The 25,774-nt window shown below is 68.0% G+C and carries 21 protein-coding genes; 17 read left to right on the top strand and 4 right to left on the bottom strand.

Annotated elements, in window-relative coordinates; all coding sequences use genetic code 11:
* Positions 1–307: 307 nt before the first annotated feature.
* From G154_RS01335 to ndk, 6 genes are all read left to right on the top strand, one after another.
* Positions 308–2,272 carry a S9 family peptidase gene (locus G154_RS01335; RefSeq protein ID WP_019513227.1) on the top strand — a complete coding sequence of 655 codons (1,965 nt, stop codon included), beginning with the start codon at positions 308–310 and terminating at the stop codon, positions 2,270–2,272.
* An 11-nt stretch (positions 2,273–2,283) separates the two neighbouring features.
* Positions 2,284–3,558: a trans-acting enoyl reductase family protein gene (locus tag G154_RS01330; protein WP_019513228.1), complete on the top strand. Its 1,275-nt coding sequence runs from the start codon at positions 2,284–2,286 to the stop codon at positions 3,556–3,558.
* Positions 3,559–3,629: 71 nt separating this feature from the next.
* Positions 3,630–6,281, top strand: coding sequence for a valine--tRNA ligase (locus G154_RS01325; RefSeq protein WP_019513229.1), 2,652 nt, complete (start codon positions 3,630–3,632; stop codon positions 6,279–6,281).
* A gap of 28 nt (positions 6,282–6,309) precedes the next feature.
* On the top strand, positions 6,310–7,713 hold the full coding sequence (locus G154_RS01320; RefSeq protein WP_019513230.1) for a folylpolyglutamate synthase/dihydrofolate synthase family protein: 1,404 nt from the start codon (positions 6,310–6,312) through the stop codon (positions 7,711–7,713).
* A gap of 66 nt (positions 7,714–7,779) precedes the next feature.
* The gene (locus G154_RS01315; RefSeq protein ID WP_019513231.1) at positions 7,780–8,202 is read left to right on the top strand and encodes a DUF4233 domain-containing protein; all 423 of its coding nucleotides are present in this window, start codon (positions 7,780–7,782) and stop codon (positions 8,200–8,202) included.
* A 27-nt stretch (positions 8,203–8,229) separates the two neighbouring features.
* Complete coding sequence (gene ndk / locus G154_RS01310; protein ID WP_023986044.1) at positions 8,230–8,649, top strand: nucleoside-diphosphate kinase; 420 nt, start codon at positions 8,230–8,232, stop codon at positions 8,647–8,649.
* Positions 8,650–8,670: 21 nt separating this feature from the next.
* Here ndk and G154_RS26260 read toward each other — a convergent pair whose 3' ends face one another.
* Complete coding sequence (locus tag G154_RS26260; RefSeq protein WP_019513233.1) at positions 8,671–8,832, bottom strand: hypothetical protein; 162 nt, start codon at positions 8,830–8,832, stop codon at positions 8,671–8,673.
* Between the two features lie 111 nt (positions 8,833–8,943).
* Between G154_RS26260 and G154_RS01305 the strand changes: the two genes are divergently transcribed.
* The 7 genes from G154_RS01305 to G154_RS01275 all read left to right on the top strand — a co-directional run bounded on the left by G154_RS01305 (position 8,944) and on the right by G154_RS01275 (position 17,672).
* Positions 8,944–12,057: an Rne/Rng family ribonuclease gene (locus tag G154_RS01305; RefSeq protein ID WP_031601610.1), complete on the top strand. Its 3,114-nt coding sequence runs from the start codon at positions 8,944–8,946 to the stop codon at positions 12,055–12,057.
* 162 nt (positions 12,058–12,219) lie between these two features.
* Entirely contained in the window at positions 12,220–12,543 is a 324-nt protein-coding gene (rplU, locus tag G154_RS01300) for a 50S ribosomal protein L21 (RefSeq protein WP_019513235.1), read from the top strand.
* 13 nt (positions 12,544–12,556) lie between these two features.
* The gene (gene rpmA, locus G154_RS01295; protein WP_019513236.1) at positions 12,557–12,823 is read left to right on the top strand and encodes a 50S ribosomal protein L27; all 267 of its coding nucleotides are present in this window, start codon (positions 12,557–12,559) and stop codon (positions 12,821–12,823) included.
* 108 nt (positions 12,824–12,931) lie between these two features.
* On the top strand, positions 12,932–14,371 hold the full coding sequence (obgE, locus tag G154_RS01290) for a GTPase ObgE (protein WP_023986043.1): 1,440 nt from the start codon (positions 12,932–12,934) through the stop codon (positions 14,369–14,371).
* Positions 14,372–14,373: 2 nt separating this feature from the next.
* Positions 14,374–15,489: a glutamate 5-kinase gene (proB, locus tag G154_RS01285; RefSeq protein WP_023986042.1), complete on the top strand. Its 1,116-nt coding sequence runs from the start codon at positions 14,374–14,376 to the stop codon at positions 15,487–15,489.
* A 263-nt stretch (positions 15,490–15,752) separates the two neighbouring features.
* Entirely contained in the window at positions 15,753–16,376 is a 624-nt protein-coding gene (locus G154_RS01280) for a PIG-L deacetylase family protein (RefSeq protein ID WP_019513239.1), read from the top strand.
* Between the two features lie 3 nt (positions 16,377–16,379).
* Positions 16,380–17,672 carry an NAD(P)/FAD-dependent oxidoreductase gene (locus G154_RS01275; protein ID WP_019513240.1) on the top strand — a complete coding sequence of 431 codons (1,293 nt, stop codon included), beginning with the start codon at positions 16,380–16,382 and terminating at the stop codon, positions 17,670–17,672.
* A gap of 4 nt (positions 17,673–17,676) precedes the next feature.
* Here G154_RS01275 and G154_RS01270 read toward each other — a convergent pair whose 3' ends face one another.
* A complete protein-coding gene (locus G154_RS01270; RefSeq protein WP_019513241.1) occupies positions 17,677–18,312 on the bottom strand; it encodes a TetR/AcrR family transcriptional regulator in 636 nt (211 codons plus the stop codon).
* A 66-nt stretch (positions 18,313–18,378) separates the two neighbouring features.
* Between G154_RS01270 and G154_RS01265 the strand changes: the two genes are divergently transcribed.
* Positions 18,379–19,644 carry a cytochrome P450 gene (locus G154_RS01265; RefSeq protein WP_019513242.1) on the top strand — a complete coding sequence of 422 codons (1,266 nt, stop codon included), beginning with the start codon at positions 18,379–18,381 and terminating at the stop codon, positions 19,642–19,644.
* A 26-nt stretch (positions 19,645–19,670) separates the two neighbouring features.
* Here the strand turns inward: G154_RS01265 and G154_RS01260 are convergent, their stop codons facing one another.
* Positions 19,671–20,507, bottom strand: coding sequence for an NAD-dependent protein deacetylase (locus G154_RS01260; protein WP_019513243.1), 837 nt, complete (start codon positions 20,505–20,507; stop codon positions 19,671–19,673).
* 36 nt (positions 20,508–20,543) lie between these two features.
* On the opposite strand from G154_RS01260, the gene G154_RS01255 reads away from it, so the two are divergent.
* Together G154_RS01255 and G154_RS01250 are read left to right on the top strand one after the other, a co-directional pair.
* Entirely contained in the window at positions 20,544–21,497 is a 954-nt protein-coding gene (locus G154_RS01255; protein WP_023986041.1) for a phosphotransferase, read from the top strand.
* A gap of 34 nt (positions 21,498–21,531) precedes the next feature.
* On the top strand, positions 21,532–23,577 hold the full coding sequence (locus G154_RS01250) for an NAD(+) synthase (protein WP_019510636.1): 2,046 nt from the start codon (positions 21,532–21,534) through the stop codon (positions 23,575–23,577).
* A gap of 23 nt (positions 23,578–23,600) precedes the next feature.
* Here the strand turns inward: G154_RS01250 and G154_RS01245 are convergent, their stop codons facing one another.
* Complete coding sequence (locus G154_RS01245) at positions 23,601–24,452, bottom strand: ribokinase (protein ID WP_019510637.1); 852 nt, start codon at positions 24,450–24,452, stop codon at positions 23,601–23,603.
* A gap of 56 nt (positions 24,453–24,508) precedes the next feature.
* Between G154_RS01245 and G154_RS01240 the strand changes: the two genes are divergently transcribed.
* Positions 24,509–25,747 (top strand): glutamate-5-semialdehyde dehydrogenase, encoded by a 1,239-nt coding sequence (locus tag G154_RS01240; RefSeq protein WP_019510638.1) that lies wholly within the window; start codon positions 24,509–24,511, stop codon positions 25,745–25,747.
* Positions 25,748–25,774: the final 27 nt, after the last annotated feature.

Here is a 25,774-nt window from a genome sequence, read left to right as displayed (position 1 = left end):
GCCCTGATACTCCATCGTGCCCGCCAGTCGCGGCACGCCGGCAACCCAATCCAACCGGATCTTGCGGTCGTAGATCGTGAACGACGAGCGGCGCTCGGTGACACGCCAACTGAAGCCGGCGGACAGTCCTTGGCGGACGAACAGGGCCCACCAGCGAGCGTCGACGACATCCAGTTGGACGGTGAATCCGTTCTCGCTGTCGACGACCGCGACGGGCTTGACCGTCGGGCAGTGATCGCGGCCGGTGCGGCATGGTTGCGGGAAGCGGCCGCCGCTACCGCCTCGGCCCGCCCACTACGGTGGCACCATGACACCGTTCGACGATCTCGACAGCTATCTCGCCCTGCCAAGGGTTGCGGAGCTGGCCGTCAGCCCGACCGGTGACCGGCTGGTCACCACCGTCAGCGAGCTCAGCTCCGAGGGCACCGAATATCGCACGGCGATCTGGGAATTGGACCCCGCCGGGATCGGCTCCGCCCGCCGGCTCACCCGGGGCGGGAAGGGCGAGTCGGCACCGGTCTTCACCTCCGACGGTGACCTGTTATTTCTTGCCAGCCGGCCCACATCGGGGCAGGAGTCGGCGCCGGCAGCGCTCTGGCGACTGCCCAAAGAGGGCGGCGAGGCCGTCGAGGAGATGTCGCTGCCCGGTGGGGTGTCGGCGGTGCATGTCGCCGGTGACGCGCCGCGAACGGTGGTCACCACCTCGCTGCTGCGCTCGGCCGCCGGGGTCGACGAGGACGAGCGATTGCGGGCGTTGCGCAAGGACAACAAGGTCTCGGCGATTCTGCACCGCGGCTACCCGGTGCGGCATTGGGACCACGATCTGGGCCCCGAACTGCCGCACCTGTTCGACACCGACGGACGGCGCGATCTCACACCCGAGCCCGGTGCGGCACTGCGGGACACCGCGCTCGATATCAGCGGCGACGGCACCTTCCTGGTCAGCAGCTGGTACGGGCCGGTGGCCGGGGTGGCGCTGCGCTCGCAGATCGTGCGGATCGACACCGCGACCCGGCAGCGCACCGTGATCGCCGACGATCCCGGCGCAGACCTCGACGCGCCCGCACTGGCCCCGGACGGTCGGCGCATCGCCTTTCTGCGAGAGACCACCTCGACACCCGAGCAGGCGCCACGGATCACGTTGTGCTGGGGCGAAATCGGCCAGGCCTGGACCGAGCTGACCGAATGGGACCGGTGGCCGGCCTCGGTGACATGGAGCGCCGACGGGAGCAGGCTCATCGTGACCGCGGACGACAATGGCAGGCATCCCATCTTCGCGGTGGACCCGGCGACCCGCACGGTGGCCCGGTTGACCGAGGACGATCAGGCCTACAGCGATGTGTGCACCGCACCGGGTGGGGTGATCTTCGCGCTGCGCAGCTCCTACCTCGCGCCACCGCACCCGGTGCGCATCGACCCCGACGGAACCATCACGATCCTGCCGTGCGTCGAGCTGCCGAAACTGCCGGGCACCGTGGAGGAACTCACCGCTCGGGCACCGGACGGCACCCCCGTGCACTCCTGGCTGGTGTTGCCCGGCGGAACCGAGCCGGCGCCGTTACTGCTGTGGGTGCACGGTGGCCCCCTCGGCAGCTGGAACACCTGGCACTGGCGCTGGAACCCATGGCTCTTGGCTGCCGAGGGGTATGCCGTGCTGCTGCCGGACCCGGCGCTGTCCACCGGCTATGGCCAGGATTTCATCCAGCGCGGGTGGGGCGCCTGGGGTGGGCCGCCCTACACCGATCTGCTGGCCGCCACCGATGCCGCTTGCGAGCATCCGCGCATCGACCGGCAGCGCACCGCCGCGATGGGCGGCTCGTTCGGCGGGTACATGGCCAACTGGATCGCCGGGCACACCGACCGGTTCACCGCGATCGTCAGTCATGCCAGCCTGTGGGCGCTGGATCAGTTCGGACCTACCACCGATGGCGCGTATTGGTGGGAGCGCGAGATGACCGAACATATGACACAACAGAATTCGCCGCACCACCACGTCGGTGAGATCCGCACCCCGATGTTGGTCATCCACGGTGACAAGGATTACCGCGTCCCGATCGGGGAAGGTCTGCGACTGTGGTACGAGCTGCTCAGCCGGTCCGGTCTTCCGGCCGACGAGGACGGCACCAGCCCCCACCAATTCCTGTACTTCCCGTCCGAGGGGCACTGGGTGGCCGCTCCGCAGCACACCAAGATCTGGTACCAGGTGATCTCGGCCTTCCTGGGCAACCACCTGTTCGGGCGGGACATGTTTGTACCCGAGATCCTCGGGTAGCTTCGGGTTCCATGACCTCGCCGACCTCTCCGACCTCGCCGCAGCGCGAATTCGACATCGTCCTGTATGGCGCCACCGGCTTCGCGGGCAAGCTCACCGCGCAGTACCTGGCGCTGGCCGCCTCGGGCGCCCGGATCGCGCTGGCCGGACGCTCGCTGGCCAAGGTGCGCGACGTGCGCGACAGCCTGGGCCCCAAGGCCCAGGACTGGCAGCTCGTCGAGGCCGACGCCGGCTCGCCCTCGACACTGGCCGATATGGCCGCCCGCACCCAGGTGGTCATCACCACCGTCGGCCCCTACACCAAGTACGGGCTCCCGCTGGTGCAGGCGTGCGCCGCAGCGGGCACCGATTACGCCGACCTCACCGGTGAGACGCTGTTCATCAGGGACAGCGCCGAACAGTTCCACAAGCAGGCCGTCGACACCGGCGCGCGGATCGTGCATTCCTGCGGATTCGACTCGGTGCCATCGGATATCAGCGTGTACGCGTTGTACGACCGGGTGACCGCCGACGGCTCAGGCGAGCTGACCGAGACCAATCTGGTGTTGCGCACCTTCGCCGGCGGGGTCTCCGGCGGTACTGCCGCCTCGATGATCGAGTTCATGCGGGCCGCGGCCGAAGACCCGCAGGCCCGCCGTGACCTGGAAGATCCGTACACGCTGACCACCGACCGCGGCGCGGAACCGGAACTGGGCCATCAATCCGACAACCCGTGGCGGCGCGGCCGCGATATCGCACCCGAGCTGGACGGCATCTGGACCGGTGCCTTCGCGATGGCCGCACCGAACTCGCGCATCGTGCGTCGCAGCAACGCGCTGCTCGACTGGGCATACGGGCGTCACTTCCGCTACGCCGAGCAGATGAGCCTGGGCTCCTCGGTATTGGCACCGGCCGCCGCGGCGCTGGAGACCGCCGCAAGTGTGGCGACCTTCAGCCTCGGCAGCCGCTATATCAACAAGGTGCCCGCGGGACTGCTGGAGCGGATCCTGCCCAAGCCGGGCAGCGGACCCAGCGAGCGCACCCGTGACAACGGTCACTACCGCATCGAGACCTACACCACGACCAGCACCGGAGCCCGGTACCGCGCGACCATCGCCCAGCAGGGCGACCCGGGGTACAAGGCCACCGCCGTGCTGCTCGCCGAATGCGGGCTCGCCTTGGCGCTGGACCGCGACCAGCTCTCGGATCTGCGCGGGGTGCTGACCCCGGCCGCCGCGGCGGGTTCGGCACTGCTCACTCGCCTACCGGCGGCCGGGGTCACCCTGGAGACGGCGCGACTCGACTGAGCAGCCGCTCCCGGACCGGGCCAACGGTGGGCCCTCGGCATCTGCCCGACCGGCCTTCCTAGAATGGCCAGGTGACTGCCAGCCCCTCTTCGCGTGCCGATGCCCTGCCCAAATCCTGGGAGCCGGGTGCGGTAGAAAGCGACCTGTATCAGGGTTGGGTCGACGCCGGGTATTTCACCGCCGATCCCGGCAGCGACAAACCGCCGTATTCGATCGTGTTGCCGCCGCCGAATGTGACCGGCAGCCTGCACATGGGACACGCCCTGGACCACACCCTGATGGATGCGCTGACCCGCCGTCGCCGCATGCAGGGCTACGAGGTGCTCTGGCTGCCGGGCATGGACCATGCCGGCATCGCCACCCAGTCGGTGGTGGAGAAGCAGCTCGCCGCCGACGGCAAGACCAAGGAGGACCTCGGACGCGAGCTCTTCATCGAGAGGGTCTGGGACTGGAAGCGTGAGTCCGGCGGCACCATCGGCGGCCAGATGCGCCGCCTCGGCGATGGTGTCGACTGGAGCCGCGACCGGTTCACCATGGACGAGGGTCTCTCCCGGGCCGTGCGCACCATCTTCAAACGGCTCTACGACGCGGGGCTGATCTATCAGGCCGAACGGCTGGTCAACTGGTCGCCGGTGTTGCAGACCGCGATCTCCGATCTCGAGGTCAAGTACGAGGACGTCGAGGGCGAGCTGGTCTCGTTCCGGTACGGCTCGATGAACGATGACGAGCCGCACATCGTGGTGGCCACCACCCGGTTGGAGACGATGCTCGGCGACACCGCGGTGGCGGTGCATCCCGACGACGAGCGCTATCGCGCGCTGGTGGGCACCACGCTGCCCCACCCATATCTGGACCGCGAAATCGTCATCGTGGCCGACGCTCACGTCGACCCCGAGTTCGGCACCGGCGCAGTGAAAGTCACCCCGGCCCACGACCCGAACGACTTCGAGATCGGGTTGCGGCACAACCTGCCGATGCCGTCCATCCTGGACACCACCGGCGCCATCACCGGGACCGGGACGCGCTTCGACGGTATGGACCGCTTCGCAGCGCGGGTGGCGGTGCGCGAGGCATTGGCCGCCGAGGGGCGCATCGTCGCCGAGAAGCGACCGTATCTGCACAGCGTCGGCCACTCCGAGCGCAGCGGCGAACCCATCGAACCCCGGCTGAGCCTGCAGTGGTGGGTCAAGGTCGATGCCCTGGCCAAGGCCGCCGGTGACGCGGTCCGCAAGGGCGACACCGTGATCCATCCCGCCAGCCTTGAGCCTCGCTGGTTCGCCTGGGTCGACAACATGCACGACTGGTGCATCTCACGGCAGCTGTGGTGGGGTCACCGCATCCCGATCTGGCACGGGCCCGACGGTCAGCAGGTCTGCCTCGGCCCCGACGAGACCCCACCGCCGGGGTGGGAACAGGATCCCGATGTCCTGGACACCTGGTTCTCCTCGGCGTTGTGGCCGTTCTCCACGATGGGCTGGCCGGACGCTACTCCCGAGCTGCAGAAGTTCTATCCCACAACGGTTCTGGTGACCGGCTACGACATCCTGTTCTTCTGGGTGGCGCGGATGATGATGTTCGGCACCTTCGTCTCCGGAGATGACGCCGTGCCGGCCCCGGCCACCGGCCGGCCGCAGGTCCCGTTCGAGAATGTGTTCCTGCACGGCCTGATCCGCGATGAGTTCGGCCGCAAGATGAGCAAGTCCAAGGGCAACGGCATCGACCCGCTGGACTGGGTGGAGAAGTTCGGTGCCGATGCGCTGCGGTTCACCCTGGCCCGCGGCGCGAGCCCCGGCGGCGACCTGTCCATCGGTGAGGACCACGCTCGCGCCTCCCGCAATTTCGCCACCAAACTGTTCAACGCCACCAAGTTCGCCCTGATGAACGGCGCCGAGCTGACCGATCTACCCGGCGCCGATCAGCTCACCGATGCCGATCGCTGGATCCTCGGGCGCCTCGAGGAGGTGCGTGCCGAGGCCGATGCCGCACTGGAGGCATACGAGTTCAGCCGGGCCTGCGAGGCGCTGTATCACTTCGCCTGGGACGAGTTCTGCGACTGGTACCTGGAACTGGCCAAGGTCCAGGTAGCACAGGGTCATTCGCACACCGGCGCGGTTCTGGCCGCGGTGCTCGACACCCTGCTGAAGCTGCTGCACCCGGTCATGCCGTTCGTCACCGAGACGCTGTGGAAGGCCCTCACCGGCGGGGAGTCGGTCGTCATCGCCGACTGGCCGACCGTCACCGCGCACGGCGTGGACGCCACCGCGACCCGACGCATCACAGATATGCAGAAGCTGGTTACCGAGGTGCGCCGGTTCCGCAGCGATCAGGGCCTGGCCGATCGGCAGAAGGTGCCGGCCCGGTTGACCGGTCTGGATGCCAGCGATATCGAGTCGCAGCTGCCCGCGGTCACCGCGCTGGCGTGGCTCACCGACCCCACCGAGGATTTCGCCGCCTCGGCAGCGGTCGAGGTGCGGTTGACCAATGGCACGGTGACCGTCGAGGTGGACACCTCGGGCACCGTGGACGTGGCCGCCGAGAAGCGCCGTCTGGAAAAGGATCTTGCCGCCGCGCAGAAGGAACTCGCGCAGACAACGGGCAAGCTCGGCAACGCCGACTTCCTGGCCAAGGCACCCGAGAACGTCGTCGAGAAGATCAAGGGTCGGCAACAGTTGGCGGCCGAGGAGGTCGAACGGATCACCGCGCGACTCGCCGACCTGAAATGAGACCAGCGAGCAGCGGAGCCGATCGCCGATGAGCCAACCCACCCCCGATGAGGTCGCGGCCCTGCTTCAGGTCGAGCATCTGCTCGACCAGCGCTGGCCGGAAACCAAGATCGAGCCGAGCACCACCCGGATCGTCGCGCTGCTGGAACTGCTGGGCGGACCCCAGCGCGCGTACCCCTCGATCCACATCGCCGGCACCAACGGCAAGACCTCGGTGGCCCGCATCGTCGACGCGCTGTTGATCGCACTGCACCGGCGCACCGGTCGCACCACCAGTCCGCACCTGCAGTCCGCGGTCGAGCGCATCTCCATCGACGGAAAGCCGCTTAGCCCAGCCGAATACGTGGCAACGTATCGCGAGATCGAACCGTTCGTCGAGCTCGTCGACCAGCAGTCCGAAGCGGCCGGTGGCCCGAAGATGAGCAAGTTCGAGGTGCTCACCGCGATGGCCTTCGCGGCCTTCGCCGATGCGCCCGTCGACGTCGCCGTCATCGAAACCGGGCTGGGTGGGCGCTGGGACGCGACCAATGTCGTGCAGGCCCCCGTCGCGGTGATCACCCCGATCGGGCTGGACCACACCGACTTTCTCGGTGAGACCATCGCCGAGATCGCGGGGGAGAAGGCCGGGATCATCCACAAGCAGCAGGACGCGCTCATCCCGACCGACACGGTCGCCCTGATCGCGCGCCAGCCTCCCGACGCCATGGAGGTGCTGCTCGCCGAGGCCGTGCGCGCCGATGCCGCTGTGGCACGCGAAGACTCGGAATTCGCGGTATTGGATCGCCAGATCGCGATCGGCGGTCAGCTGCTCACCCTGCAGGGGCTCGGCGGCGTGTACGACGAGATCTTCCTACCGCTGCACGGTGAGCATCAGGCCCACAACGCGGTGCTCGCGCTGGCGGCGGTGGAGGCGTTCTTCGGCGCCGGTGCACAGCGTCAGCTCGATATCGACGCCGTGCGCGCCGGATTCGCGTCGGTGGCCAGTCCGGGCCGGTTGGAACGCGTGCGCAGCGCGCCGACGGTATTCGTCGACGCCGCGCACAATCCAGCCGGTGCCACCGCCTTGACCCAGGCGCTGGACGCCGAGTTCGATTTCCGTTATCTGGTCGGCGTGATCTCGGTGATGGCAGACAAGGATGTCGACGGGATCCTGGCGGCCCTCGAGCCTGCCTTCGACATGCTCGTGGTCACCCACAACGGGTCCCCGAGGGCATTGGATGTCGAGACCCTTGGCGCGCGGGCCGAAGAACGCTTCGGGCCAGACCGGGTGCTCACCGCCGCCACACTGCCCGACGCGATCGAGGCAGCCACCGCGTTGGTCGAGGAGTCCGGCAACGATGGTGAGGGTTTCTCCGGTAGCGGCATGGTCATCACCGGCTCCGTCGTCACCGCCGGTGCGGCCCGCACCCTGTTCGGGAAGGATCCCGCCTGACATGAGCGACGCTTGGGAGCGAATCGACAGTCGGATATGTGACAGCCGAGCCTGGGAGGCAGTCGCATGAGCGACGCCAGCGAACGCCCGGTCACACCCGGCACACCTCCGGATCCGTGGAAGAGCTTCCGCGGCATCATGGCGGGCACCTTGATCCTGGAGGCCATCGTGGCGCTGCTGGCGCTGCCGGTGGTGGCCAACGGCGCGGCCGGGTTGACGGTGGCCAGCGGCGGGTTCCTGATCGGTGCCGCCGTGGTGTTGGTGTTGATGTCGGGCGTGCAGGGCAGGCCCGGCATCATCTGGGTCAACCTCGGGGTGCAGTTCGTGCTGATCGCCGGTGCTCTGATACACGCCGCCATCGGCTTCATCGGCGTCGTGTTCGCCGCGGTATGGGCGCTGATCATCTATCTGCGCGCCGAGGTGAAACGGCGCCAGGATCGCGGTCAGCTGCCGTCACAGCAGGCCGCTCGCCGACCCGACGCCGAGTAGTCGTTACTGCCCGGTAGGCTATGCGCCGTGACTGAGCGGACTCTCGTGTTGATCAAGCCCGACGGCGTACAGCGGAACCTGATCGGTGAGGTCCTCGGCCGGATCGAGCGCAAGGGCTTGACCTTTGCGGCGCTGGAGCTGAAGAACGTCAGCGAGGACGTGGCTCGCCAGCATTACGCCGAGCACGACGGCAAGCCGTTCTTCGGATCGCTGCTGGAATTCATCACCTCCGGGCCGGTTGTGGCCGCAGTCGTCGAGGGTCCGCGGGCCATCGCCGCGTTCCGTCAGATCGCCGGTGGCACCGATCCCGTCGAGAAGGCCACCCCGGGCACCATCCGCGGCGACTTCGCCACGGTGACCCAGGAGAACCTGGTGCACGGCTCCGACTCGCCCGAGTCGGCTGCCCGTGAGATCGCGCTCTGGTTCCCCGGTCTGACCGGCGCTTAGCGCTCGCTTTCGCCGCCTTGGTCAGATTCGGGCGCGCGATATGGGATACTGACCACGGGAGACCGGCGCCACACTGGGGCCGGGAACCCGGATGAAGACTTCGACGAGTGCGACCATCGCGCGAGCGGTGCGGCGCCAGAGCGTCCAGCCATCATTCAGCCAGGCGCCGAACGGGTTCGTCATGGATCCCTCGGGGCGAGACCATAACAAGTTCGGGAGAAGTTCCCCGGACCCATAGCGGAAGCCCTCGCGTGGCCGCGTCATCGGACGCGCCCGGGGGCTTGAGGAGAATTCGTGGCCGAAGATGCCCCTAACAAAGACCTATCTGAAAACACCGCACACAGCGAGGAACTGCCGGCGAAGCTGAGAGTCCACTCGCTGGCCAGGGTGCTCGGCACCACCAGCAAGCGGATCGTGGACGCGCTGGCCCAGCTGGACGGCCGTGCGCGCAGCCCACACTCGACCGTCGCGCGTGAAGAGGCCGAGCGTGTTCGCGAGGTGCTCAACGCCGAGGCGACCGCCACCGCAGTTGAGGGCCCCGCAGCGGAAAGCCCAGCTGTGGGGACCCCGGCCGAGGAGACCCCGGCCGAGGCGCCCCCCGTCGTGGAGACCGCCGCCGTGGAGACCCCAGCCGAGGTCACGACCCCGACCGAGGTGGTCGTCGTCGAAGAGACCATCACCGAGGTGCCGGCGACCGACACCGTGTTCGCCGCACCGGCGATCGAGGAACCCGAGTCCCGGCTGCTCCTCGAGGCGCCGCCCAGTTCTCCACCGGCCGAGGAGCCCGCCGCGTATATGCCGCTGTTCGTGGCCCCGCAGCCGGTCAAACTTGCACCCCGTCCGGCCGCATCCGAACCGGCCGGTGACTCCGAGGACACCGATACCGATACCGACGGCGACGTCGATGATGCCGACGGTGACGGTGACGATTCCGAACGTCCCGCCGCGCGGCGCCGTCGCCGTGGTCGCCGGGGCCGGGGCCGAGGCCGTGGTGAGCAGAGCGCCGAGGACGGCGAAGACGGCGATGCAGACGCCGAGACCGACGCCGAAGGCGAGTCCGCGGAGTCCGCCACCGACGACGCCGAAGATTCCGGTGATGCCGGGGACGGCGAGGATTCCGACGAGGACAACGGCGAGGACGGCACCGGCGAGGCGGGTACCCGTCGCCGCAGGCGTCGCCGTCGCCGCAAGTCCGGCTCGGCCGATTCCGACGACAACGGCGCTCCGGATGATCCGCCCAACACCGTCGTGCACGAGCGTGCGCCGCGGTCCAAGGCGGCCTCGGCACGTGACGGTAAAGATCCCGACGAGATCCAGGGCATCTCGGGCTCGACCCGACTGGAGGCCAAACGACAGCGCCGCCGTGATGGCCGCGATGCCGGCCGCCGCCGCCCGCCGATCCTGAGCGAGGCCGAGTTCCTGGCCCGCCGCGAGGCGGTCGAGCGCACCATGATCGTGCGCGACAAGGTCCGTACCGAACCGCCGCACGAGGGCGCGCGGTACACCCAGATCGCGGTGCTGGAGGACGGTGTCGTCGTCGAGCACTTCGTGACGTCGGCCGCCTCGGCGTCCCTGGTCGGCAACATCTACCTGGGCATCGTCCAGAACGTGCTGCCCTCGATGGAGGCGGCCTTCGTCGACATCGGCCGCGGCCGCAACGGTGTGCTCTACGCCGGCGAGGTCAACTGGGAGGCCGCCGGCCTCGGTGGTGCCCAGCGCAAGATCGAGCAGGCCCTCAAACCCGGCGATTACGTCGTGGTCCAGGTCAGCAAGGACCCCGTCGGGCACAAGGGTGCGCGGCTGACGACCCAGGTCTCGCTGGCCGGTCGCTATCTGGTCTACGTGCCGGGAGCATCCTCGACCGGGATCAGTCGCAAACTGCCCGACACCGAGCGGCAGCGCCTCAAGGAGATCCTCAAGGAGGTGGTCCCGGCCGGAGCCGGGGTCATCATCCGCACCGCGTCGGAGGGCGTGAAGGAATCCGACATCCGCACCGATGTGAACCGGCTGCAGGAGCGGTGGGCGCAGATCGAGGCGAGCGCCGCCGAGGTGACCGCGAAGAAGGCCGGCGCCGCCGTGGCCCTCTACGAGGAGCCCGACGTGCTCGTCAAGGTCATCCGTGACCTGTTCAACGAGGATTTCTCCGGGTTGATCGTCTCGGGTGACGAGGCCTGGAACACCATCAACGACTACGTGAATTCGGTGGCACCGGAACTCGTTCCGCGAATGACGAAGTACGAGCCGAGCTCGCCGGACGGGCCGGACGTGTTCGCGGTGCACCGTATCGACGAACAGCTGGCCAAGGCCATGGACCGCAAGGTGTGGCTGCCCTCGGGCGGCACGCTGGTGATCGACCGCACCGAGGCGATGACCGTCGTCGACGTCAACACCGGCAAGTTCACCGGTTCCGGGGGCAACCTGGAGCAGACCGTGACCCGCAACAACCTGGAGGCGGCCGAGGAGGTCGTCCGCCAGCTGCGGTTGCGCGATATCGGCGGGATCATCGTCATCGACTTCATCGACATGGTGTTGGAGTCCAACCGCGACCTGGTGCTGCGCCGGCTCACCGAGGCCCTGGCCAGGGACCGGACCCGCCATCAGGTGTCCGAGGTGACCTCCCTTGGCCTGGTGCAGCTGACCCGTAAGAAGCTGGGTACCGGGCTGATCGAGGCGTTCTCCACGACCTGCAGTCACTGTGCCGGTCGCGGGATCGTGCTGCATGCCGATCCGGTCGATTCGGGGGCGCCGAACGGTAACGGCCGCAAGTCGGATTCCGGCGGCGGCAATGGCGGTAACGGTGGCAACGGTGGTGGCGGTGGCCGTCGCGGTAAGCGCGGTAAGAAGGCCGGCAAGCCCGAAGAGCCGCAGGAGTCCATCCAGATGGCGAAGGTGCCGTCACACGCCTCGGGTGAACATCCGATGTTCAAGGCGATGGCCGCGGCCGGTCGCGAAGAGGGTGACGAGGACCAGACCGACGAGTCGCTCGAGATCGATGGCACCGAACAGACGGATGAGCACCGCGGCCGCGGTGAGGCGTTCGAGAGCGGGCCCGTCGAGGACGACCTGGACTCGGACGATTCCGACGACGATGACACCGACGACGATGACACCGACGACGATGACGACGCCGTGGTGGGGATCGACGACGATATCGTCGACGTCCTCGACGACGATGACGATGATTCGGACGACGATGACGACGACGATGCGGACGACGACGAGTTCGACGACGACGATGACGATGACGATGCGGATGACTCCGACGACGACTCGGACTCCGACGACGACGAATCAGACTCCGAGGACGACTCAGAAAACGACGTTGAGCCCGTCGTTGCCGGCCCCGTCCGCAGGCCGCGACGCCGCGCGGCAGCACGTCCGGCAGGCCCGCCGGTAGGGGAGGACTGACGGCGAGCAGCCGGTTTGACCCTCTCCACGCTGGTCACGTACCCTTGACCAGTTGTCGCGGGGCTTGCAGCCGCAACTGCTGGCTCGGCCCGCACCCAAGACCCGCACGTGCATGCTCCATAATGCGCGCGCCCAGATGAACGAAGCAGAGGTAGATCCACGATGGCAGCCGATAACGCCACGTACGCAATCGTCAAGACTGGCGGCAAGCAGTACAAGGTCGCCGTCGGTGACATTGTCAAGGTCGAGAAGCTGGAGACCGAGCCCGGCGCCTCCGTGTCGCTGCCGGTCGCCCTGGTCGTCGCCGGTTCCAAGGTGACCACCTCGGCCGACGACCTGGCCAAGGTCGCCGTCGCCGCCGAGGTCCTGGAGCACACCAAGGGCCCGAAGATCCGTATCCACAAGTTCAAGAACAAGACCGGCTACCACAAGCGCCAGGGGCACCGTCAGCAGCTGACCGTGCTCAAGGTCACCGGAATCAAGTAAGGGGTCGTCAGACATGGCACATAAGAAGGGCGCATCCAGCTCACGCAACGGTCGCGACTCAGCCGCCCAGCGGCTCGGCGTCAAGCGCTTCGGCGGCCAGGTCGTCAAGGCCGGCGAGATCCTCGTCCGTCAGCGCGGCACCCATTTCCATCCCGGCGTGAACGTCGGTCGTGGCGGCGACGACACCCTGTTCGCCACCGCCCCCGGTGTGGTCGAATTCGGCGCCAAGCGTGGTCGTCGGACGGTCAACATCGTCCGCCTCGTGCGCTCGGAGGCCTGAGTTATTTAGGACGTCCTCCAGGGACCGTATCAACGAACAGTGAAGCTGCTGCGAGTTCTCTAGAGAACACTCGCAGCAGCTTCACTGTTTTCATCGGAAGGACCCGCAATGCCCCGGTTTGTGGACCGTGTGGTCATCCACGCCCAGGCCGGTAACGGCGGCAACGGCTGTGCCTCGGTACATCGCGAAAAGTTCAAACCGCTCGGCGGGCCCGACGGTGGTAACGGTGGCCGCGGCGGCAGCATCGTGCTGGTCGTCGATCCCCAGGTGCACACCCTGCTCGATTTCCATTTCCATCCGCACGTCGTCGCCCCGTCCGGCAAGCCCGGTGCCGGCAGTAACCGTGACGGCGCCGCGGGTACCGACCTTGAGGTCCACGTGCCCGACGGCACCGTGGTGCTCGATGCCGACGGCAAGCTGATCGCCGATCTCGTCGGGGCAGGCACCCGGTTCGAGGCTGCGGTGGGCGGGCGCGGTGGGCTCGGTAACGCGGCGTTGGCATCGCGTGCGCGCAAGGCCCCCGGTTTCGCGTTGTTGGGGGAGAAGGGGCAGATCCGCGATCTGACCCTCGAACTCAAGACCGTCGCCGATGTCGGCCTCGTCGGGTTCCCCTCGGCCGGTAAGTCATCGCTGGTATCCACCATCTCGGCGGCCAAGCCCAAGATCGCCGACTACCCCTTCACCACCCTCGTCCCCAATCTCGGCGTGGTGTCGGCAGGGGACCACACCTTCACCGTCGCCGACGTGCCCGGGCTCATCCCCGGCGCCTCGGAGGGCCGCGGTCTCGGACTGGACTTCCTGCGCCATATCGAGCGGTGCGCCGTGCTCGTCCACGTCGTGGACTGCGCCACCCTGGAGCCCGGCCGCGACCCGATCTCCGATATCGACGCACTCGAAGCTGAACTCGCCGCCTATCAGCCCACGCTGCAAGGCGATACCACCCTCGGTGATCTCGCCGACCGGCCGCGGGCGGTGGTGCTGAACAAGATCGACGTGCCGGATGCGCGTGAGCTCGCCGAGTTCGTCCGCGAAGATGTGGTGGAGAAGTACGGCTGGCCGGTGTTCGAGATCTCGACGGTCAGTCGAGACGGCTTGCGTCCCTTGATCTTCGGGCTGTGGGAGATGGTCGCGGCGTATCGGGCTGCGCAGCCCGAGGTGGCACCGCGCCGACCGGTGATCCGCCCCGTCGCGATCGACGAGACGGGCTTCACCGTCACCCCGGACGGCCAGGGCGGTTTCGTGGTGCGCGGCACCCGCCCGGAACGCTGGATCGCACAAACCGCTTTCGACAACGACGAGGCCGTCGGGTACCTCGGCGACCGGCTCGCCCGGTTGGGTGTCGAGGACGAACTGGTCAAACAGGGCGCCACCCCCGGGTGCGCGGTCACCATCGGGGATGTCACCTTCGACTGGGAGCCGCAAACCCCGGCCGGTATCGACACCATGATGTCCGGGCGCGGCACCGATGTGCGCCTCGAGCAGACCGAGCGGGTATCGGCCGACGAGCGCAAGGCGGCACGGAAGGCACGTCGGGAGCACCGGGAATGAGTGTGCCCTCGGTGCATCGGGAAGCCATCCGGACCGCCCGTAGCGTCGTCGTCAAGATCGGTACCACGGCGTTGACCACACCCACCGGTGTGTTCGACGCGGGCAGGCTGGCCGTCCTCGTGGAGGCGATCGAGGGCCGGATGCGGGCAGGCTCGGATGTCGTGATCGTCTCTTCCGGTGCCATCGCCGCCGGAATCGAGCCGCTGGGGCTGTCCCGGAGACCCACCGATCTGGCGACCAAACAGGCCGCCGCCAGCGTCGGCCAGGTGGCGCTGGTGAATGCCTGGAGCACGGCATTCGCCCGCTTCGACCGCACGGTCGGTCAGGTGCTGTTGACCGCGCATGATATCGCCATGCGGGTACAGCACAACAACGCCCAGCGCACCCTGGACCGGTTGCGCGCCCTGCACGCGGTGGCGATCGTCAACGAGAACGACACCGTCGCCACCAATGAGATCCGGTTCGGTGACAACGACCGGCTCTCGGCGCTGGTCGCCCAGTTGGTCGGTGCCGACGCACTGGTACTGCTCTCCGATATCGACGGGCTGTACGACGGGGATCCGCGCAAGGCGCCCGCCGACAATCCGGCGCGGTTCATCCCCGAGGTGGCCGCCGACGGCGACCTCGACGGCGTGGTGGCGGGTCGGGGCAGCAGCCTCGGGACCGGTGGGATGGCCTCCAAACTGTCCTCGGCGCTGCTGGCGGCCGACGCCGGTGTCCCGGTGCTGTTGGCGGCGGCCGCCGATGCGGCGGCAGCCCTGTCCGACGCATCGGTGGGCACGGTGTTCGCGCCCCGCCCGGAACGGATGTCGGCGCGCCGGTTCTGGGTGCGTTACGCCGCCGAGGCCACCGGCGCCCTGACCCTCGACGAGGGTGCGGTGCGCGCGGTCATCACGCGGCGGCGTTCCCTGTTGCCTGCCGGGATCACCGCGGTATCCGGTCGTTTTCACGGCGGTGACGTGGTGGAACTGCGCGGACCCGATGGCGCTGTCGCCGGGCGCGGGGTGGTCGCCTATGACGCGGTCGAGCTGGCCGCGATCATCGGGCGCTCGACACCTGACCTGCCTCCGGAGTTGCGCAGGCCAGCGGTGCACGCCGATGACCTGGTTGCGGTGTGAGTCGTCCCGCCCTCAGTGCTGGTGGTCGGGGTCGTCGACTCACCGACGCCGAATTGTTGTCCTCGGCCGGCAGCTAATATCATCCAGCAAATAGTTCACCCGTCAATAAATCCATTTGCTGGCCCTTTTGGTCAAAATTGCCGTTGGGCGCAATCGATCGAATAAACGCCGCAAACGCTTTCCTTCGAGCTAAGTCGGACATTCCGCCGGACGCCGGGGTATGCTCGCACCAATTCGGTGTCAGCAAAGTGGAAGTTGGGGGCATGACACGTCGTTCGGTTCTCGCGGTCGGGGCGCACCCCGACGATATCGAGCTGGGGTGCGGGGGCGCACTGGCCAAACATGTTGCTGCGGGGGATCACGTCACGATGCTCGTCATCACCCGTGGCGAAGAGGGGCCTGGCAAATCGTCGCAGCGGGTCGCCGAACAGCAGGCAGCCGCCGAGGCGCTCGGCATCGACAGGCTGATCTGGGGCGAGGGCTTTCTTGACTGCCGGGTCTCGTTACAGGAATTCGAGTTGGTGCATCTGATCGAGGACGCCATCGACAAGGTTTCGGCCACGGTGGTCTACACCCATATGGCCAATGACAGTCACCAGGATCATCGCGTCGTGTCGCGGTGCACCATGGGGGCCGCGCGGTGGGTGTCGACGATCATGGCCTACGGTGGCCCGTCAGCGGTGGGGTTCAACCCGACCTCGTTCATCGACATCTCCGATTGCCTCGACAAGAAGATCGAGGCGTTGATGTGCCATGTGTCGCAGGCGGAGGCGAGCGAGAAGGTCAGCGCCTCATGGGTGCGTAGCTCGGCCGAGCACTACGGATTCCTGTGCAGGCGCCCGTTCGCCGAGGGATTCGAGCCGATCCGCCAGGTCGTCGATTTCTAGTCTGTGCCAACATTTCTCATCATCGGTGCCGGCAGCACCGGTATCGGCGCCGCGGTCAGGTTGACCGAACTCGGGATCGATCATCTCGTCGTCGACGCCGGACCTCAGGTCGGCGGTATGTCGGCGTCGATCACCGATGACGACGGATTTACCTGGGATCTGGGCGGACACGTGCTGCACAGTCACTTTGCCGATTTCGACCGGGCGGTGGCAGCCAGCGGGATCACGCTGAACCATGTGACGCGCAACGGCTGGGTGTGGCTGCGCGGCGACGGTCCGCACAGCCTGGTCCCGACTCCCATTCAACAGCAACTCGCCGAGCTGCCAACGGATCTGGACCCGCACGGGCCGGTCGATAATCTGGCCGACTACTACCGCAACAACTTCGGTCGGCAGCTGTACGACGAGTTCTTCGAACCGTACAACCGCAAGATGTGGACGCTGCCGCTGGACCTGATCGACGACCAATGGACCTCGCTGCGCAGCGGTAGCGCCGCCCGCAATGTGCCGACGCTGGCGCTGGCCGGCACCACGACCCCCGCCGCGTCGACGTTCCCATATCCCGTCGGCGGAACGGGCGCGCTGTGGCAGGCCGTCCATGACCGCCTGATGACACCGAACTCGGTGCGGCTCAACACGGCGGTGCTCGATGTGGATCCGGCGGCGCGGGTGGCCCGGCTGCACGACGGGTCGACCGTCGATTTCCGGTACTGCGTCAGCACCGCGCCGATCACCAGTGCGCTCGGGTGGATCGGTGGGCTCGATCGCGCGGATTCGCTGCGGGCCAGCCGGTTACATGCGGTCGGGATCGGCTTCACCGGCCGGCCGCCTGCCGCGCTGGCCGACAAGACGTGGCTGTACTGTCCTGACGAGACGGTGCCGTGGTACCGCGCCACGATGCTGAGCAATTACGACCGGTCCAATGCCGGTCCAGGGCGGTGGAACATCCTGTGCGAGGTACCGATTTTCGCGCACTCACCGGCCTCGCCAGAGGCGGCCGTCGACGGTGTGGTGGCATCCTTGCGTAACCTCGGCGCCGATCCGGACCTGATCGCCGGGCGATTCGTCAAGACTCTGAGTTTCGGCTATCCGGTGCCGACGCTGGGCCGCGACGATCTGCTACGTGAGGCCGACAAGTTGCTGCTGGCGCACGGCATCTACAGCCGCGGACGGTTCGGCGGGTGGCGCTACGAGTCGTCGAACCAGGACTACGGATACATGCAGGGCCGCCAGGCCGTCGACCACGCCGTGTCCGGCAAAGCCGAGGATGTCTACTGGCATCCCGAGCGCTTCTGACCGCTCAGCCGTCCAGATACAAGGCGCCCCTGATGATTTCGGTCAGTGCGGTGGCCAACTGAGAATCGTATTCTGGCGGTTGGTTCGGCAGGTTCTGCTGGCAGGCGCGTTCGACCATCCAGACCAGGCTGCTCGCGGTCGGGCCGGGGAGCAGGTTGGTGCGGATGGCACCGTCGGCCTGGCCTTCTTCGATGACGGAGGTGAACTGCGCGGCGATACCGGTCAACAGTTCGCGGTATGTCTCACCGACCTGAGCGTCGTAGGCGGCCATCTCGCCGAGGGCAACGAGAACCGGCTGGTGGGTGCGATAGCTTCCGATCAGGCGTGTCATCGATGCGTGGATATCGGCCGGGTCGCGACGATTCGCCACCGTCCACCACTGCGCCGCGTCGGCGGTCAGGTCGCCGAACACCTGGGTGGCCAGACGGCGCAGCAGGTCGCCCTTGTCCTCGAAGTAGATGTAGAAGCTGGCTCGGGAGATGCCGGCCTCGGTGGCCAGCTTGTCCACGCTGAGCTCGGTGAAGCTCGCCCCCTCGGCCATCAGTCGGTCCGTCGCCTCCAGGAGTTGGCGCTCGATCTGTTCGCGGCGTTCCTGGCGCTTGACCTGGGGCTTGCGACTCGCCCGTGTCACCGATGCCATGGGACCAGCGTATCGGCTGCGGCGCCTCCTTGACTAGACAGTTTGTCTAGACCTATTGTCGCCGTCATGACTGTGTCACCGATCACAACGACTGAGCGCGCTTTCGACCCCATCGACCTCTCCTCCCGGGCGTTCTGGGCCACCACGGCGGCCGACCGCGAGATCGCGTTCGCCGAACTGCGCGCGCACCGCCCGGTGAGCTGGCATCCGCCGGTCGAGGATTCGCTGATGCCCGATCCGGCAGACCGCGGGTACTGGGCGGTGACCCGGCATGCCGACGTCGTCGAGGTCAGCCGCAACAGCGAGGTGTTCCTGTCCGGGCAGGGAGTGCTGTTCGAGAACGTGCCCCAGGAGCTGTTGGAGGCCTCACAGTCCTTCCTGGCGATGGATCCGCCGCGGCACACCCAGATCCGCAAGGTGGTCCATTCGGCGTTCACGCCGCGTCAGGTGCGCCGCATCGAGGACTCCATCAAGGCCAACGCCGCCGATATCGTCTCCGAGCTGCGCGCCGCGGGCAGCGGTGCGGACTTCGTGGACCTGTGCGCCAAGGAATTGCCGATCCGCACCCTGTCGGACATGGTCGGCATCCCCGAGTCCGAGCGCCACCAGGTCGCCGCGGCGGCCGATGCGCTCGTCTCCTGGGGGGATCCGGAGTATCTGGCGGGCCGCAACCCGCTGGAGGTCCTGGTGGCCAACCAGATGTATCTGCACCAGGTGGCGCTCGCGCTGGCCGCCGAGCGGCGGGAGAACCCGGGCGATGACCTGTTCAGCGCCTTGGTCCACGCCGAAGTGGAGGGCTCGCGCCTGACCGATCAGGAGGTCGCGGCGTTCTTCGTGTTGCTGGCTGTCGCCGGCAACGACACCACCCGTCAGACCACCAGCCATGCGATGACGGCGCTGACCCACAACCCCGAACAGCGGGCCTGGCTGATGGCCGATTTCGACGACCGCATCGGCACCGCGGTCGAGGAGTTCGTGCGATGGGCCAGTCCGGTGATGACCTTCCGGCGGACCGCTGCCAGCGATTACGAACTGGGCGGGCGCACCATCACCGCCGGCGACAAGGTCGTCATGTTCTACTCCTCGGCGAACTGGGACAGCGAGGTGTTCGCCGATCCGCACCGGCTCGATCTCGGTCGGCATCCCAACCCGCACGTCGGATTCGGCGGCGGCGGGCGGCACTTCTGCCTCGGCGCCCATGTCGCCAGGGCGCAGCTGCGGGCCATCTTCGGCGAACTGCTGCGCCAGATTCCCGATCTAGAGGTCGGCGAACCGTCCTATGTCGCAGGCAACTTCGTGCACGCGGTCCGCTCGCTGCCCTGTAGTTTCTAGCGGCGACGGCGCGCTGGGGGTGATCCTCAGCGCGCCGTCATCGTCAGCGGCAGCTCACCGGCCAGCAGTACCAGCAGCTCCGAGCAGCCTCCGTCGACCTTCACGGTGGCCAGATCGTCACCGCGGGTCGGCCCCCGGTTGATGATCACGATCGGCAGCTGGGCGGACGCCGCGTGCCGCACGAAGCGGTAACCGGAGAACACCGTCAGCGACGAACCCGCCACCAGTAGCGCGTCGGCGGCATCGACCAACGAGAAAGCTTGTGCAACACGCTCTTTGGGCACGCTTTCGCCGAAGTAGACGATATCCGGTTTGAGCATGCCGCCACAGCGTGGACAGTCCAGGTACCGGAAGCTCGCTGTGTCGCTGACCACCGCGTCGGCGTCGGGCGCCACCGCGATGCCCCCGACCTGTTCGGCGCGGTCGGCGAAACCCGGATTCAGCGCCTCCAATTCATCGGCCAGCTCCGCCCGGCTCATCGTCGATCCGCACTGCAAGCAGATCACCTGCTGATAGGTGCCGTGCAGGTCGACCACGGTGCGGCTGCCCGCCTTGGTGTGCAGCAGGTCCACATTCTGGGTGATCAGCCCCGTCAGCACTCCCGCCGCCTCCAGCGCGGCCAGCGCGCGGTGGCCTGCATTGGGCTGGGTCCGGTCCATGTGCCGCCACCCGATGTGGTTGCGTGCCCAGTAGCGCTGCCGGAAGACCGCGTCCGAGCGGAACTGGGCGATGGTCATCGGGTTGCTCGGCGGGGAGTCCGGCCCGCGGTAGTCGGGGATCCCCGAATCGGTCGACATGCCTGCCCCGGTGAGCACCGCAATCCGACGCCCCGCCAGGGCGGCGACCAATTCCGGCGCTTCCATGAATTCGAGGATAGGCCGCCGTGGCAGGGTGGACCCATGACGGCAGCATCAGCCCCGCGACCGGGGCGCCCGCTCACCGCCGACCAGCTCGCCGAGCGCACCCGCCGCGCCGCCGGCGCCGCGCTGGAGGCCGGCCGCGCGGCGGGGCTGGAGGTCGAGCGCGCCACCATCCTGCACGACGTCTTCTCGGTCGTGGTGCACCTGGAGCCGGCCCCGGTGGTGGCCCGCATCCCGGTGGTGTTGCCGCCCGGGTATACCCCGGCGCTGCAGACGGCGCGCCAACAACGCGAACTCGACGTCGTGGCCTGGCTCGATGCCCACGGTGTGCCGGTGGTGGCGCCCAGCCCGTTGGTGGCCCGCGTCCCGGTGCGTTGCGGTGGGTTCGGGATGACATTCTGGGAACTCGCCGACGTCGCACCCGATCATCAGCCCTATGCCGGTGTGCCGATCGCCAAGAGTGCCGAATTGCATGCCGGGCTCGCCGGTTATCCTGCGCCGCTGCCCTTTCTGGTGCCCTTCACCAAGGCGGCGCCCGATATGTTCGACCGGTTGGAGCCTTCGGACTTCTTGAGCAGCAACGACATCGAACGTGCCCGGGGCCAGTTCGCCGAGTTGTCGGCGGTGTTGGGCAGCGCCGACGCCTTCGCCGCCCGCCACCCCGATGTCGGAGTCCAGACGCTCCAGGGAGATGGACCTTCGCACAACGTCATCCGCACCACCACCGGAGTGAAGTTCGCGGATTTCGAGGATGTCTGTCGTGGTCCGGTCGAGTGGGATCTGGCCATGCTCGGGCCCGAGGCCGTCGCCGAGTACGACGAGGCGGCCGAGGCACTCGGTCTGCGCAGGACCAACCCGGCGGTCCAACACCTGATGGACACCGCGCGCACACTGCAGTTCATCAGCTGTGTGGTGCTGGTGCCGCAACTACCGGTTTTGGCCGACGGTCTCGCCGGCGTCATAGCCGACTGGCGCACGCAGCCCACGATGTGAACTCCGGGTTTGCCGACAATGCCAGAATGACCCGGTGGACTTCTACTCCGCCTACCGGCACGGGTTCGTCCGGGTGGCTGCCTGCACGCACCACACCACGCTCGCCGATCCCGCCGCCAACGCCGAATCGGTACTGCGGCTTGCCGGTGAGTGCCACGACGACGGCGTCGGGTTGGCGGTGTTCCCGGAGCTGACGCTGTGCGGCTACTCGATCGAGGACATCCTGCTGCAGGACACCCTGCTCGATGCCGTCGAAGAGGCCCTGGCCACCGTCGTCGCCGCCTCCGTGGACCTGCTGCCGGTGCTGGTGATCGGTGCACCACTGCGCCACCGCAACCGGGTGTACAACTGCGCTGTCGTCATCCATCGTGGTGCCGTGCTGGGTGTGGTACCCAAGTCCTATCTGCCCAACTACCGGGAGTTCTACGAAAAACGTCAGCTGGCTCCCGGCGACGGACTCGGCGGTCTGATCCGGATGAACGGTGCCATCGTGTCGTTCGGGCCGGACCTGCTGTTCCAGGCGGCGGATCTGCCCGATTTCGTCCTACACGTCGAGATCTGCGAGGACATGTGGGTGCCGGTGCCCCCGAGCGCGCGCGCCGCGCTGGCCGGGGCGACCGTGCTGACCAACCTGTCGGGCAGCCCCATCACCATCGGCCGCGCCGATGACCGCAAACTGCTCGCCAGATCGGCATCCTCGCGGTGCTTGGCAGCCTACGTCTACGCCGCCGCGGGCGAGGGGGAGTCCACCACCGACCTGGCCTGGGACGGGCAGACGATGATCTACGAGAACGGCGTGCTGCTCGCCGAGTCGGAGCGCTTCCCCAAGGGGGAGCGCCGCAGTACCGCCGACGTCGACGTGTCGCTGTTGCGGGCCGAACGGTTGCGGATGGGCAGCTTCGACGACAACGCACAACACGAAGCCCGCCGCGGCGGTGCGGACTTCCGCCGCATCGAGTTCACCCTCGACCCGCCGACCGGTGACATCGGCCTGCTTCGGCGGGTGGAGCGCTTCCCGTTCGTTCCCTCGGATGCCGCACGGCTGCAACAGGATTGCTACGAGGCCTACAACATCCAGGTGTCCGGGTTGGAGCAGCGACTGCGCGCGTTGAACTACCCGAAGGTCGTCATCGGGGTGTCGGGCGGGCTGGATTCCACCCACGCACTGATCGTCGCCGCCCGCGCGATGGACACGCAGGGCCGTCCGCGCAGCGATATCCTCGCCTTCACCATGCCGGGCTTCGCCACCGGCGACCGGACCAAGGGCAATGCCATCGCGCTCAGCGAAGCGCTCGGGGTGACCTTCGCCGAGATCGACATCCGCGATACCGCCCAGCTGATGCTCACCGAGATGGACCACCCCTTCGGCCGCGGGGAGAAGGTCTATGACGTCACCTTCGAGAACGTGCAAGCCGGTCTGCGCACCGACTATCTGTTCCGGCTGGCCAACCAGCGCGGCGGCATCGTGCTCGGTACCGGCGATCTGTCCGAACTCGCCCTGGGGTGGTCGACCTATGGTGTCGGTGACCAGATGTCGCATTACAACGTCAACGGCGGGGTGCCCAAGACCCTGATCCAGCATCTGATCCGCTGGGTCATCTCCTCCGGGGAGTTCGACGACTCCGTGGGGGAGGTGCTGCAGTCGGTGCTGGACACCGAGATCACCCCCGAACTGGTGCCGGCGGGCGAGGACGAAGTGGTCCAGAGCAGCGAGGCCAAGGTCGGTCCCTATGTGCTGCAGGACTTCTCACTGTTCCAGGTGCTGCGCTACGGATTCGGCCCCGCCAAGGTGGCGTTCCTGGCCTGGCATGCCTGGCATGACGCCGAACGGGGACATTGGCCGCTGGGCTATCCGCTGGACAAACGCCCCGAGTACTCCCTCGGTGAGATCCGGCGCTGGTTGACCGTGTTCGCCCAACGGTTCTATTCGTTCTCCCAGTTCAAGCGCTCGGCACTGCCGAACGGGCCGAAGGTCTCGGCGGGCGGTGCGCTGTCCCCGCGTGGGGATTGGCGGGCGCCGTCGGACATGTCGGCGCGGATCTGGCTGACCGCCATCGAACGTGACATCCCGCAGGACTGACAGACCGCGGTATCGGGCAGCGGTCAGTCGAGCGCGTCCCCGATGGCCTCGGCGGTGGGGGCGCAATCACCCGCGCCGGCCACCGTCGTGGCCAGTGCGCCCGCCGCGCACGCCCACCGCAACGCACGTTCTGGGCCGTCCGGCCATGCGGTGGCCAGCACGCCGGCGAACACATCGCCCGCGCCGGTGGTGTCCACCGGCTCCACCGCCGGGGCCGGCACGTGGATCTCGCCCGCCTCGGTGCGCAGTGCCGCACCCCGCGAGCCCAGCGTGGTCACCAGATTCGGGACTGGCCAGTTCCATTGCCGCGCTTCGGTTTCATTGACGATCACGACATCGGTCACCTCGGCGAGGCCGGCAAGCAGGTCCGGGTCGGCACCCGAGGGCGAGGCGTTCAGCAGCACCGTCGCGCCGCCGCCCTTGGCCACCCTGGCGGCCGCCAGCGCTGTCTCCGGCGGAATCTCCAGCTGCACCAGCAGGACCTCGCAGCCTGCCACGAGCTCGCGGACCCGCGCCGAATCCATCGTCAGACGCGCGTTGGCGCCAGGAGCGACGACGATCATGTTCTCCGCACCGGCGTCGACAATGATGCCTGCCGTCCCACTGGGCATCGGCAGGTGGACCACGCCGGTGGTGTCGACCCCGTTGCGCTGCAGATGTGCCAGCAGATCGGTGGCCGCCGCGTCCTCGCCGACCGCGCCGACGAAGCTCACCGTCGCGCCGGCGCGGGCCGCCGCGACCGCCTGATTTCCGCCCTTGCCGCCCGGCGCGTGCGCCAGCGCAGAGGCGAGGACGGTGGCACCGGGTCCGGGGAGGGTGTCGACGGTGAAGACGAGATCCATGTTCACGCTGCCCACCACGCACACCCGGGTCATGAGCTCACCGTAACCCCCACCGCTCCATCTCGGCCGATGCTCGATACGCTGGCTCAATGAGCGCGCAGGTCCTCGATCTCAAGCAGCAGGTCCACGATGCCGCCGCCGCGGCCCGCGCCGCGTCGCGCCGCCTGGCCACCCTGAGTACCGCCGAGAAGAACCGCGCCCTGCACGCGGCGGCCGACAGTGTGCTGGCCCAGGTCGAGGTGATCCTGGCGGCCAACGCCGAGGACCTGGAGGCTGCCCGCGCCGCCGGGACCGCCGAGGCCATGCTGGACCGCCTCGCCCTCAACCCGCAGCGGGTCGACGGTATCGCCGCCGGCCTGCGACAGGTGGCCGGCCTGCCCGATCCCATCGGGGAGGTGTTGCGCGGCAGCACCCTGCCCAACGGGCTGCAGCTGCGTCAGCAGCGGGTACCGCTGGGAGTCGTCGGCATCGTCTACGAGGGGCGGCCCAACGTCACCGTCGACGCCTTCGGTCTGACCCTCAAGTCCGGTAATGCGGTGTTGTTGCGCGGTAGCTCCTCGGCGGCGCGCTCCAACGCCGCACTGGTGGGTGCGCTGCGCGAGGCCCTGCTCGCCGAAGGCCTGCCCGCCGACGCCGTCGCGCTCCTGCCGAGTGCGGATCGCGCGAGCGTCACCCACCTGATCCAGGCGCGCGGTCTGGTCGACGTGGTGATTCCGCGCGGCGGTGCCGGGCTGATCGACGCCGTGGTCCGCGACGCCACCGTGCCGACCATCGAGACCGGCGTCGGAAACTGCCATGTGTTCGTGCACGCGGCGGCCGATCTCGACGTCGCCGAGCGAATCCTGCTCAACGCCAAGACCCGTCGGCCCAGTGTCTGCAATGCCGCCGAGACCCTGCTGGTGGACCGCGCCGTCGCCGATACCGCGCTGCCCCGGTTGGTGACGGCCCTGCAGGACGCCGGGGTGACGGTGCACCTGGACCCCAGCGAGGAGGAACTGCGCGCGGAGTTCCTGTCGATGGACATCGCCGTGCAGATCGTCGACGGTGTGGATGGTGCCATCGACCACGTCAACACCTATGGCACCGGACACACCGAGGCCATCGTCACCACCGAACTGGCTGCCGCCCAACGTTTCACCGGACAGGTCGATGCCGCCGCGGTCATGGTGAACGCCTCGACCGCGTTCACCGACGGTGAGCAGTTCGGGTTCGGCGCCGAGATCGGTATCTCCACCCAGAAACTGCACGCCCGCGGCCCGATGGGGCTGTCCGAACTGACCTCGACCAAATGGATCGTCTGGGGTGACGGCCAGACCCGTCCGGCCTGACCCGCACGGACCAGAGAAGAAATGAGA

The sequence above is a fragment of the Mycobacterium sp. VKM Ac-1816D genome (assembly GCF_000416385.1).
Classification (GTDB): Bacteria; Actinomycetota; Actinomycetes; order Mycobacteriales; family Mycobacteriaceae; genus Mycobacterium; species Mycobacterium neoaurum_A.
This window is presented reverse-complemented; position numbering and strand designations above follow the sequence as displayed.

What these genes read in the sequence shown, in the direction of transcription:
- G154_RS01335 (WP_019513227.1), top strand. Translation starts at nt 308, where the DNA reads ATGACACCGTTCGACGATCTCGACAGCTATCTCGCCCTGCCAAGGGTT.
- G154_RS01330 (WP_019513228.1), top strand. Translation starts at nt 2,284, where the DNA reads ATGACCTCGCCGACCTCTCCGACCTCGCCGCAGCGCGAATTCGACATC.
- G154_RS01320 (WP_019513230.1), top strand. Translation starts at nt 6,310, where the DNA reads ATGAGCCAACCCACCCCCGATGAGGTCGCGGCCCTGCTTCAGGTCGAG.
- G154_RS01315 (WP_019513231.1), top strand. Translation starts at nt 7,780, where the DNA reads ATGAGCGACGCCAGCGAACGCCCGGTCACACCCGGCACACCTCCGGAT.
- G154_RS26260 (WP_019513233.1), bottom strand. Translation starts at nt 8,832, where the DNA reads ATGACGAACCCGTTCGGCGCCTGGCTGAATGATGGCTGGACGCTCTGG.
- rplU (WP_019513235.1), top strand. Translation starts at nt 12,220, where the DNA reads ATGGCAGCCGATAACGCCACGTACGCAATCGTCAAGACTGGCGGCAAG.
- rpmA (WP_019513236.1), top strand. Translation starts at nt 12,557, where the DNA reads ATGGCACATAAGAAGGGCGCATCCAGCTCACGCAACGGTCGCGACTCA.
- obgE (WP_023986043.1), top strand. Translation starts at nt 12,932, where the DNA reads ATGCCCCGGTTTGTGGACCGTGTGGTCATCCACGCCCAGGCCGGTAAC.
- G154_RS01280 (WP_019513239.1), top strand. Translation starts at nt 15,753, where the DNA reads ATGACACGTCGTTCGGTTCTCGCGGTCGGGGCGCACCCCGACGATATC.
- G154_RS01270 (WP_019513241.1), bottom strand. Translation starts at nt 18,312, where the DNA reads ATGGCATCGGTGACACGGGCGAGTCGCAAGCCCCAGGTCAAGCGCCAG.
- G154_RS01265 (WP_019513242.1), top strand. Translation starts at nt 18,379, where the DNA reads ATGACTGTGTCACCGATCACAACGACTGAGCGCGCTTTCGACCCCATC.
- G154_RS01260 (WP_019513243.1), bottom strand. Translation starts at nt 20,507, where the DNA reads ATGGAAGCGCCGGAATTGGTCGCCGCCCTGGCGGGGCGTCGGATTGCG.
- G154_RS01255 (WP_023986041.1), top strand. Translation starts at nt 20,544, where the DNA reads ATGACGGCAGCATCAGCCCCGCGACCGGGGCGCCCGCTCACCGCCGAC.
- G154_RS01245 (WP_019510637.1), bottom strand. Translation starts at nt 24,452, where the DNA reads ATGACCCGGGTGTGCGTGGTGGGCAGCGTGAACATGGATCTCGTCTTC.
- G154_RS01240 (WP_019510638.1), top strand. Translation starts at nt 24,509, where the DNA reads ATGAGCGCGCAGGTCCTCGATCTCAAGCAGCAGGTCCACGATGCCGCC.